The organism is Streptomyces sp. DSM 116793, assembly GCF_057320905.1.
On sequence record NZ_CM170494.1, the window covers coordinates 3,197,671 to 3,207,992 of the forward strand.

General features: G+C 71.3%; 8 protein-coding genes. 2 read left to right on the forward strand and 6 right to left on the reverse strand.

Annotated features, from left to right (window positions below; genetic code table 11):
• Positions 1–11 precede the first annotated feature (11 nt).
• Positions 12–1,622 (reverse strand): ABC transporter substrate-binding protein, encoded by a 1,611-nt coding sequence (locus ACSMXW_RS12575; RefSeq protein WP_485806167.1) that lies wholly within the window; start codon positions 1,620–1,622, stop codon positions 12–14.
• 666 nt (positions 1,623–2,288) lie between these two features.
• Between ACSMXW_RS12575 and ACSMXW_RS12580 the strand changes: the two genes are divergently transcribed.
• A complete protein-coding gene (locus ACSMXW_RS12580; RefSeq protein WP_485806169.1) occupies positions 2,289–4,565 on the forward strand; it encodes a beta-L-arabinofuranosidase domain-containing protein in 2,277 nt (758 codons plus the stop codon).
• A gap of 199 nt (positions 4,566–4,764) precedes the next feature.
• Here ACSMXW_RS12580 and ACSMXW_RS12585 read toward each other — a convergent pair whose 3' ends face one another.
• The 3 genes from ACSMXW_RS12585 to ACSMXW_RS12595 all read right to left on the reverse strand — a co-directional run bounded on the left by ACSMXW_RS12585 (position 4,765) and on the right by ACSMXW_RS12595 (position 7,389).
• Positions 4,765–5,616, reverse strand: a complete 852-nt coding sequence (locus tag ACSMXW_RS12585) for an SgcJ/EcaC family oxidoreductase (protein ID WP_485806170.1) — start codon at positions 5,614–5,616, stop codon at positions 4,765–4,767.
• Positions 5,613–6,215 (reverse strand): MPN domain-containing protein, encoded by a 603-nt coding sequence (locus tag ACSMXW_RS12590; RefSeq protein WP_485806172.1) that lies wholly within the window; start codon positions 6,213–6,215, stop codon positions 5,613–5,615. Before ACSMXW_RS12590 ends, ACSMXW_RS12585 begins: the two co-directional genes overlap by 4 nt.
• 286 nt (positions 6,216–6,501) lie before the next feature.
• Entirely contained in the window at positions 6,502–7,389 is an 888-nt protein-coding gene (locus tag ACSMXW_RS12595) for an NAD(P)-dependent oxidoreductase (protein WP_485806174.1), read from the reverse strand.
• Between the two features lie 405 nt (positions 7,390–7,794).
• On the opposite strand from ACSMXW_RS12595, the gene ACSMXW_RS12600 reads away from it, so the two are divergent.
• Complete coding sequence (locus tag ACSMXW_RS12600; RefSeq protein WP_485806175.1) at positions 7,795–8,076, forward strand: winged helix-turn-helix transcriptional regulator; 282 nt, start codon at positions 7,795–7,797, stop codon at positions 8,074–8,076.
• A 46-nt stretch (positions 8,077–8,122) separates the two neighbouring features.
• Here the strand turns inward: ACSMXW_RS12600 and ccrA are convergent, their stop codons facing one another.
• Together ccrA and ACSMXW_RS12610 are read right to left on the reverse strand one after the other, a co-directional pair.
• On the reverse strand, positions 8,123–9,439 hold the full coding sequence (ccrA, locus tag ACSMXW_RS12605; protein WP_485807982.1) for a crotonyl-CoA carboxylase/reductase: 1,317 nt from the start codon (positions 9,437–9,439) through the stop codon (positions 8,123–8,125).
• Between the two features lie 114 nt (positions 9,440–9,553).
• The gene (locus ACSMXW_RS12610) at positions 9,554–10,294 is read right to left on the reverse strand and encodes a thioesterase II family protein (protein ID WP_485806177.1); all 741 of its coding nucleotides are present in this window, start codon (positions 10,292–10,294) and stop codon (positions 9,554–9,556) included.
• Positions 10,295–10,322 lie beyond the last annotated feature (28 nt).

Genomic DNA, 10,322 nt, shown 5'->3' on the forward strand with positions numbered 1-10,322 from the left:
ACTCACTGGACTCACCGCGAGAGGTACGCCGTCTTGAAGCGGGGCAGGCCGTCCGGCTGGTAGACGACGCCGTGCAGCTTGGTGGTCGTCCCGAGGAACCAGCGGTTGTGGTACAGGTACAGCAGCGGCCGCGCCTCGCCGACCCGCTCGACCGCCTGGGCGTAGTAGCGCGCCCTCTGCCGGTTGTCGCTGGTGCCCGCGGCGCGTGCGACCAGCGAGTCGACGGTCTTGTCGGAGTAGCCGGAGAAGTTGTTGGAGCCTCCGGTGGTGATGATGTCGTTGGTGTCGCCGTCCGGATCGACCCGGCCGGACCACCCCTCCAGGAACGCGTCGAACTTGCCGTTGCGGGCGAGGTCGAGCCCGGAGACCAGGTCGATGGGCCGCACCGAGACCTTGAACCCGACGTCCTGCGCCATCGACTGGACGACCTGCGCCTCGCGCTGGGTCGCGGCCCCGGTGGGGACCATCAGCTCCACGGCGGGGGACTTGATGCCGGACTTCCTCACCAGGGCCCGGGCGGCCTCCGGGTCGAAGGGCGTGCACACCGGCTTGGTGCGCAGCGGGCTCTGCGCGGGCAGCGGCCCGCAGTCGGGCACGTTCTGGGACTTCCAGACCGCGGTGTTGAGGGCCTTGCGGTCGATGCTCATCTCGAACGCCTTGCGCAGGTCGGCGGAGCGGCTCAGCGCGGTGCCGGCGTTCTTGCGGACGTTGATGGAGATCGACTGGTAGGCGATGGTGTCGGAGTGCAGCACCCGGGTGCCGGACTCCCCCTTGAGGGTGATGGCGTCGTTGGCGTCGATGTGCTCGGCCGCGTCGACGTCCCCCGACTCCAGGTTGGCGGTGGCCACGGACGAGTTGGTGATGAACTTGTACCGGATGCCGTCGAGCCTGACCTTGTCGGCGTCGTAGTAGAGCGGGGACTTCACGAAGTCCATCTCGTTGCCGGAGACCCGGTCCTGGAACTTGAACGGGCCCACGCACACCGGTGCCGTGCCGAAGTCGTCGCCGAGCTTCTTCAGGGCCGTCGGCGACATCACCAGTCCCGACCGGTCGGCGAGCTGGGCGAGCAGCGGCGCCGAGGGGTGCTTGAGCACCAGACGCACCGTCAGCGGGCCCCGGACCTGGACCCGGGAGACCGCGGACAGCTCACCGGCGCGTGCGGACGCCTTCATGGTGAGGTCGCGGTCGAGCGTGGTCTTGACGGCGGCGGCGGTGAGCGGGGTGCCGTCGTTGAACCGCACGCCCTTGCGCACGGTGATGTCCATCGTCCTGCCGTCCTTGGAGACCCTGGGAAGGGCGGCGGCCAGCTGGGGGACGATCCTGAGCTTGGCGTCGACGTCGTAGAGCTTCTCGCAGAAGCTGGTGAAGACCAGCCGCGCGGCGAAGGTGTTGGCCAGCGTCGGGTCGAGGCTGTCGGGCTCGGTGGGGGTGGAGACGACCAGGGTGTTCGGGGAGGCGTCGGATCCGGAGGAGCCCGGGGTGGAACAGGACGCGAGCAGCAGTGCCGCCGCCGCGGCGGCCCCCGCGCTCCCGGCGCGCCGCCGCACGCGTCCGCGTCGCCGTGCTCGCACGGTCGTGTCCGCCGGTATCGCGGGCCGCTCCCCGGATCGTCGTTCGGCCATACGGGATCAGCCTCTCAGTGCGGTACACGGAAACGAACCATCCGTTCCGTAGATCGAACACGGCGAGGCTAGGACCGCTCCGGAGGCGTGTCAATGGTCACGCCATCGGGAGTTTGCCGTGCGCTCTTCCGGATGTCGTCCGGGTCGTGCCCGCGCGGTGGAGGTTCGGCAGAAAGCCTGGCCGCATCCTGTTACCCGGGCGGGTCGGGGACGTTAAGGCCGCTCGGGCGGCGCGCCGCGAGGCCGTGATGGGAGCGGTGTCGTACGCAGGCCGTAGCGTTCCCTATACCGTACGAAGTCGTTCGTCAGGACGAACACCGTGCGCGACCTTCCGGCGCGCCGGGGCGCCGGTTCCGTTCCCATTGACACCCCGGAAACCGCCCACATACTGTCACTCAGCATCTCGAACGTGTGTCGAAATACCGAACGTTGTGGGGGCTTCCGAACCCAGGGGCCGCCACCGGTGCGGCGGGTACCTGCGCGGACCCGCCCGCACCCGTCCGTACCCGCCCCGCACGCACTCGCCGGAACGCCACGCTCCCGCCGCCCCGACCGGGGATCCGGCGGGCAGCACACGCACCGCCCGCCCCGCGGCCCGTCCCCCGCCACGCCGGGCCGAGCCGGTCCGGGCCACCGCGGCCTTCCGTCGTCACAGAGGAGATCACCATGCCCGATTCCTGGCCCACTGCGCCCTCTGAGCCCACTTCACCCTCTGAGCCCTCCTCACGCACTCCGCGCTCTTCGCGGTCCGCACGGTTCTCGCGCCGCGCCGCGCTGCGGCTGACCGCGCTGGCCACCGCGATCCCGGCGTTCCAGACGATGTTCCCGGCGGCGGCCGGGGCGGCGACACCGGCGGAGGCCGGGGCGGCCGGGGCGGGTGCCGTCTTGGGCGCGGCCGCGGGCGCCGCCCCGCCCGTCCCCGAGTCCTGGGTGGTCAGGCCGTTCGACAACACCCGAGTGGCGCTCGCGCCCAGCCTGTTCACGGCCAACCGCGACCGGGTGCTGAACTTCCTCGGCGCCTACTCCGCCGACCGGATGCTGGCGGTCTTCCGCACCAACGCGGGGCTCGACACGCACGGCGCGCAGCCGCCCGGCGGCTGGGAGACCGCGGACGGCAACCTCAGAGGCCACTACGCCGGGCACTTCCTGAGCGCCCTCTGCCTCGCCCACGCCGGCACCGGCGAGCAGGCGTACAAGGAGAAGGCCGACTACATGGTCACCGCGCTCGGCGAGTGCCAGGACGCGCTCGCCGCGCTCGTCGGCACGGACGACCCGGCCGCGCCGAGCCACGCCGGCTACCTGGCGGCGTACCCGGAGACGCAGTTCGTCAAGCTGGAGCAGTACGCGACCTATCCGACGATCTGGGCGCCCTGGTACACCTGCCACATGATCATGCGGGGGCTGCTCGACGCCTACGAGCACACCGGCAACGAGAAGGCCCTGCACATCGTGCTCGGCATGGGCGACTGGGCGTACAGCAGGCTCGGCCACCTGCCCAGGACCCAGCTCGACCGGATGTGGAAGATCTACATCGCGGGCGAGTACAACGCGATGCCGGTGGTCATGGCCGACCTGTACGCGCTCACCGGCGACGAGAAGTACCTGACGACGGCGGAGTGCTTCGACAACACCTACCTGTTCGAGGCCGCCGTCGCGAACGAGGACACGCTCGACGGCGAGCACGCCAACCAGCACATCCCCCAGTACCAGGGCTACCTGGAGATCTACGAGCAGACCGGGGACGAGAAGTACTTCACGGCCGCGAAGAACTTCTGGGACATGGTGGTGCCGCACCGCACCTACCTGGACGGCGGCATGGCCGGGTCCGGGGAGATCTTCGGCGCGCGGGACGTCATCGCCAGGACCATCCAGAAGGACAACGCGGAGACCTGCTGCGTCTACAACATGCTCAAGCTCAGCCGGAGCCTGTTCTTCCACACCGCGGACCCCAAGTACATGCAGTACTACGAGCGGGCCCTGTACGGCCAGATCCTCGCCTCGCGGCGGAACACCTCCAGTGACACCGACCCGCTCCTGACGTACTTCGTGCCGGTGAACCCCGGCGCGCACCGCTCGTACGGCAACCTGGGCACCTGCTGCGGCGGCACCGGCCTGGAGACCCACGCGAAGTTCCAGGACTCGATCTACTTCAGCAGCACGGACGGCTCGGCCCTCTATGTGAACCTCTACCTGCCGTCCACCCTGCACTGGCCGGAGCGGGGCCTGACGGTCACCCAGGACACGCGGTACCCGACCGACCCGTCCGGCACCAGCACGCTCACCGTCACCGGCAGCGGGGACCTGGACCTCAGGCTGCGGGTGCCGTACTGGGCGGAGCGGGGCTTCACCGTCCGGCTCAACGGCGTGCCGCAGCGGGTGGACGCCACGCCCGGCCGGTACGTCTCGCTGCGGCGGCGCTGGCGGGACGGGGACCGGGTGGAGATCGCGGCCCCGTTCACCCTGCGCATCGAGCGCGCCCTGGACGACCCGGCCACCCAGGGCGTCGCGTACGGGCCCGTGCCGCTGGTGATCCGCAGCTCGGAGACGTCCTACCGCAGCCTGACGCTGTACCGGGACTACCCGCTCAGCCGCGACCTGGGCAAGGTCTTCCGGCCGGCCGGCTCACCCATGACCTTCACCGTGGGCGGGCTGACGCTGGCGCCGTTCTACGTCGACACGACCGAGCCGTACCACATGTACTTCAAGCGGGCCGAGCCGGAGATCGTGTTCGGTGCGACGGGCACGGGGGTGGAGAACCGTCCTGGTGCGGACGGGCGCACGTTCCTCGACGAGGTCTGGGATCTCGGTCCCTTCCGGGACCGGGGCGGCCTGGTGGCCGCGGTCACCCGCGTCGCGGACGCCCGCGTGGCCGCGGGCGGGCTGACGGCCGCTCAGCGGCGCACGGTGCTGGAGGCCGCCGCCCGGGCGGACTTGCCGTCCTGACGCCGCGGGGCTGCCGCCCCTGGGCAGGCCGGGGCGCGGCCCCGCCTCAAAGGGGCGCGGGGAACTGCGCGAGCAACCACCCACCGGCCCGGTGGTCGGGCGACGGCGGAGACCGCCCCTGCGGGCCGGTGACGACCTGACGGTCCCGTCGTGGCCGGTCGCGCGGTTCCCCCGGCCGCCGGGTGGGCCGGGGCCGGCCCTATGCCGTCGGGCGGGGGGCCGGGCCGCCGAAGCCGTGCTCGGAGAGGTCGAACCAGTTGCCCTCGGGGTCCATGGCGCGGTACTCCGCGAACGGTCGGCCGGTGGAGCGCTCCGCCGGCTTCGGCAGGCCGCGGGCGACCAGCAGGGCCGTCACGGCGTCCGTGTCGGCGATGTGGAAGCCGAAGTGGTTCATGCCCAGGGGCGTCTCGCCGTCGAGCCGGTGCTGGATGAGGGCCAGCGTGAGGTATCCGTCGCTGAGGAAGTGGCTGCCGTCGGGGTCCCGGTGGAACACCTCCATGCCGAACACGTCCCGGTAGAACGCCGCGAGACCGCCGGGGTCGCGGACGACGATCGCCAGATGGCGCAGGCGGGAGGGGGGCGCCGCCTCCTGCGAGGCGTCGTCCTCGGCCGGCCGGTCGGTCGCACCAGTCGCACCAGTCGCACCAGTCGCACCGGTCGCACCGGTCGCCGGGACCATGTTGTGGAAGGCCGCGATACGCCACTGCCCGTCCTGCGGGTCCCGCTGGACCAGGGCGAGGGCGTCGGTGTCGGCGAGCGCGGCTCCGTCGGCCGTGGTGATGGTGGACCCGGCATGGACGACGGCCAGGTCGGCCGCCGGACAGCGGATGCCGTCGATGCGCACCCGGAGCCGGGTGGACCGGTAGGCGGTGCGGAAGAGGTGGTCGTGCCGCGCCACGATTCCGGCGCGGCCGGCCGATCGGTCGCCGCGTACCGTGGTGAAGTCGCAGTCCGGGGCGAAGGCCGTGCCGAAGCGCGCGGCGTCGCCCTCGGCCCAGGCGTCCGCCATCGTGTCCCACAGGGCGCGGATCTGTTCGTCGTGCGTGGTCATCGCTTACCTCCGGCTTTCACGCTCACGCCCACCCGGTCGGTGGTGCGGATGCGGATGGGCAGTTCGGCACAGTCGGCGTCCGGCCGGTCGAGGGGCGGGGGCGCCCATGCCGCCAGGGTGTGGTAAAAGTCCCCGGCGCGCCGCTCCAGATAGCAGATGACGTTGATCGGCCAGGCCGTGTTGCGGTAGAGGTGACGGTCCATCGGGGTGGGGCGCTCGTTCAGCACCACCGTGCGTTCCCGGGGCGGACCCAGCCGGTGCCAGTCGGGGTGCATGTGAATGGAGCCCACGATGTCCATCCCCTCGGCCTCGGCCTCGCGCCATAACCGCAGCAGGTCACCGGAGTCGATCCACCAGCCCCGGGTCTCGTTCTCGTAGGCGCGGCCGAAGGTCGGCACGATCGACTCGGCGAACTCCCGGCGGGCCGCCGGATCGTAGGCGCGTGCGTTGCGGGCGAAGGCCACCCGCCGGATATGCACCGTGTCCGGCTGCGAGGTCCCCATGACCAGCGCGAAACAGGGCAGCGGCGTGTCCTCGGTGATCAGCCGGTACTCGCAGATGGCTGCGGTCAGGAACTCGCCGAGTGCCCGGTCGTCCATGAACACGGTGGGAAGAACCGGACGATCTGGCGAGGACATGACAAACCTCTCTCTCGACGCACGGGGCGGACACGCCGGCCCCCAGGGGCACCGGCCGACGGGGGCGTGCCGGGTCCGCCCGACTGTACTGGCTAGTAATTTAAGTCTCAAGAGACGAGATGGAGTCACGGGCCTGGCTGATTACCGGCCATGGGCCGGGCCCCGCGGCCACAGCGGAAACCGCCCCGTTCGGGCCGGTGGCGACCCGAAGGGGCGGGCCGAGGTGCCCTCAGCGCAGGTGCGCCGGCTACCCGGGGTTGCGGATGACCTCGATCAGGCTGGCGAGCGCGTCGGCGCCGTGTCCGTCGGCGACCCGCTGCCGCATGAGGTCCCTGATCGGCACCATGAGGTCGGGCCGGATGCCCTGGGCCTCGCTGGCCTTGACCATCTTGGCGAGGCCGACGGCGTTCAGGCCGACGGTGGAGATGTTGGTGCCGAACTCACCGGCGTCCACCTGCTGGGCCGCGCCCTTGATGCTGGGCAGCGCGACGTGCGTGATCCACGCCTCGGCGAACGGCAGCAGCGCCGCCGCCGGCACCTTCTCGCTGCCGACCAGCGCGAAGCCGTGCAGGGCGCTGGTCAGCGTGGACCAGAGAATGCCGAGCAGGGCCAGGTCGTACAGCGCGGCGATGCCGGCGTCCGGGCCGAGGTAGACACTGTTGCCGCCGAGCACCTTCAGGGTGTCCACATGGGCGTCGAAGGTGCCCTTGGACCCGCCGTAGAACAGCAGCGTCTGCGGCAGGCCGACGGCCGGCGGCACCGTCATGATGCAGCCGTCCAGGTACTGGGCGCCGACGCCCTCGGCCCACGTGGCCGCCCCGCGGGCGTCCTCGGGCAGGCCGGAGGTGAGGTTGACGATGACCTTGCCCGCGAGGGCGTCGCTCACCGGGTCGAGGACGGCGTGCGCGGCCTCGTAGTCGACGAGGCAGACCACCAGGATGTCGGAGGCCGCCACCGCCTCGGCGACGTCCGCGGCGCGGGTCGCGCCCTGCGCCACGAGCGCGTCGGCCTTGTCCGCGGAGCGGTTCCACACCGTCGTCGGATGCCCGGCCCCCAGGAAGGCGCCGGCGAGTGCCGCCCCCATCATCCCCAGGCCGATCACCGTCACGGGCGCACGCTCGTTCTCGGGCACCACGATCTCACTCCCCGGCACATATCGGAATACGGGCGGACACGATCCGGGTACCACCCGCACGATGACCCTCGCCCATGAATTTCCCGGCAACCTAACCCGGGGCCCGATTCCTCCTCAAGTACTTACCGCGAAGTGCGCACCCGGCTTTCCCGGAAATCCGCTCCGGTCGGCCTCCGAAAGCCCGGGCGGAAGCGTTCTTCCTGCATCGCAGCTGAGCACCGGCCCTGTGCGCGCCATGGCATAATTCCTGCTCGGTTGGCCGATAACCGGGCTATGCCGCCACCTTCGCCACTGATTAGCATGGCGCCGTGACACACGGACGGGGAAAGAGATGCTCGTGAAAACGGCGGGGGTGGAATCGTGAGCGTGCGGACCAGACCGACGCACTGCGGTCTCGATGCTGCGATGGAAGTCATCAGCGGCAAGTGGAAAGTCGTCATCCTGTGGGCGCTCTCCGAGCAGCACCGCCGTTTCGGTGAGTTGAAGCGTGCCATTCCGGACGTCAGCGAGAAGGTCCTCGTCCAGCATCTGCGCGAACTGGAGGCGGACGGCATCGTGCACCGGGAGATCCACGACGTGACGCCCATGCGTGTGGAGTACTCGTTGACGCCACCCGGGCTCGCGCTCAACGAGGCGCTCAAGCCGCTCGGGGCGTGGGGCCGCAAGCACGTGCCCGTGCGGGTGTGAGGCCCTGCCCGGCCGGGCCTCGCGGCCGACCGGGCGGGCTGCCGGACTACCCTCGGTAGAGGTTGAGTCGGTGTTCGCCGATACGGGCGCGGCGGGCCGGGTCCTCGATGCCCAGGTGTTCCGTGGGGGCCGCGCACAGCACCGCCACCTTGCCGATGTGCTGGTTGGTCTGAACGGCGCGGGTCGCCTCCGCGGCCTCGGCGAGGGGGTAGACCGCCGAGACGGTCGGGTGGATCATGCCCCGGGCGATCAGCCGGTTCGTCTCGACCGCCTCGTGGTAGTTGAAGCCGTGCGAGCCGATGATCTGCTTCAGCCGCATCCACAGGTACCGGTTGTCGTACTCGTGCCGGTAGCCCGTGGACGAGCCGCAGGTGACGACCTTTCCGCCGCGCGCCGCCACGTACACGGAGGTGCCGAACGTCTCCGCGCCGAGGTACTCGAAGACGATCCTGGGGTCTTCGCCGACCAGTGACCGGATCGCCGCGCCGAGCACCCGTCCCGCCCCGGGATGCCGGAAGCCGCCCTCCGGCAGGTCCAGCTCCGAGCGGTTGACGACGTGCTCGCAGCCCTGTTCGCGCGCCAGCCGCGCCTTCGCCTCGGAGCCGACCACCGCCACGGGGATGCCCCCGCCGTTCCTGACGAACTGCACCGCGTACGAGCCGAGCCCGCCGGTGCCGCCCCAGACCAGGACGACGTCCCCCTGCCGCATCCGCGCGCCGTGGTCGCCGACGAGCATCCGGTAGGCCGTCGCCGCACACAGGGTGTTGGAGGCCGCCTCCTCCCAGGAGAGGTGCGCGGGCTTCCTGATCAGCTGGTTGGACTTGACGAGGCAGAACTCCCCGAGGGAGCCGAAGTTCGTCTCGTACCCCCAGGCCAGCTGGGTCTCCGTCATCATGCCGTCGTCGTAGGACGCGTGGTCCTCCTCGTCCACGTAGGACGGCGAGATGACGACCCTGTCGCCGACGTTCCAGTTCCGCACCCCGGACCCGACCCGCACGACCACCCCGGAGCCGTCCGAGCCGACCTGGTGGTACGGCAGGTCGTGCCGCCCGCCGTGCCAGCCCTGCTTGCCCAGCTTCTCCAGGAACGCGAACGTCGGCACCGGCTCGAAGATCGCCGACCAGACGGTGTTGAAGTTGATCGCGGCCGCCATGACGGCGACGACGCACTCGTCGGGCGCCGGCTCCGGCATGGCGACCTCGCCGACGTGCAGCGACGCGCGCACGTCCTTCTCACTCCGGCCGTCGAACATGCCGGTCTCGTCCTTGCGCAGGTAGGCGGCCCGGTAGCGGGACGGCAGGTCGAGCGAGAGTAACTCCTCGGGCTCGGCACCGGCGATGACGGCCTGGAGCAGATCGGGCACGGACACGGGTCTGTCCTCTCGGGGCTGGGGATGGGCGGCCGGCGTGGGCCGGGCGGACCGGGGTGTGCGCCGAGGCGGCGGGAGAGGCCGTCGGCCGCGCGGGTGCGGCGTGGCTCAGGCGCACTGCTCCCGGAGCAGGGCCACGACCTCGTCCGCCTTGTCGACGAGGTAGAAGTGGGCGCCGTCGAAGACCCGCAGCTCGAACCCCCCGGTGGTGTACTCGGCCCACTTGCCGACCTCCCGGGTGGTCACCTTCGGGTCCCGGTCCCCGGTCAGGGCCATCACGGGCGCCGCGAGCGGCGGACCGGGGCGGTACGTGTAGGTCTCCAGCGCCTTGTAGTCGCCGCGCACCGGCGGCAGCAGCAGCCTGAGCAGCTCGTCGTCCGGGACCTCCAGCTCGGTGCCCGCCAGGTCCCGCACGGCCTTGACGAGGGCGTCGTCGTCGAGCAGGTGCACCCGCTCGTCGCGCAGGTCGGCCGGGGCCCTGCGGCCCGAGACGAACACCTTGTGCGGCACGACCCCCTTGGCCTCGAGCCGCCGGGCCACCTCGAAGGCGAGCAGGGCCCCGAGGCTGTGCCCGAACAGCGCCAGTGGCCGGTCCGTCCAGGGCACCAGTTCCGCGGTCACCGCGTCCGCCAGCCTCTCCAGGTCGTCCACCAGCGCCTCGTCGCGCCTGTCCTGCCGGCCCGGGTACTGGACCGCGAGCACGTCCACCGCCGGTGAGAGCGCGCGGGAGGTGGGGAAGAAGAAGCTGGCGGAGCCCCCGGCGTGGGGCAGGAGGACCAGGCGCCGCCGGGCCTCGGGCGCCGGGTGGAAACGCCGGATCCACTCACTGGTCGGGGCGTTGGAGTGCATTCGCTGACCTTTCACGGGGGGCGGAAGG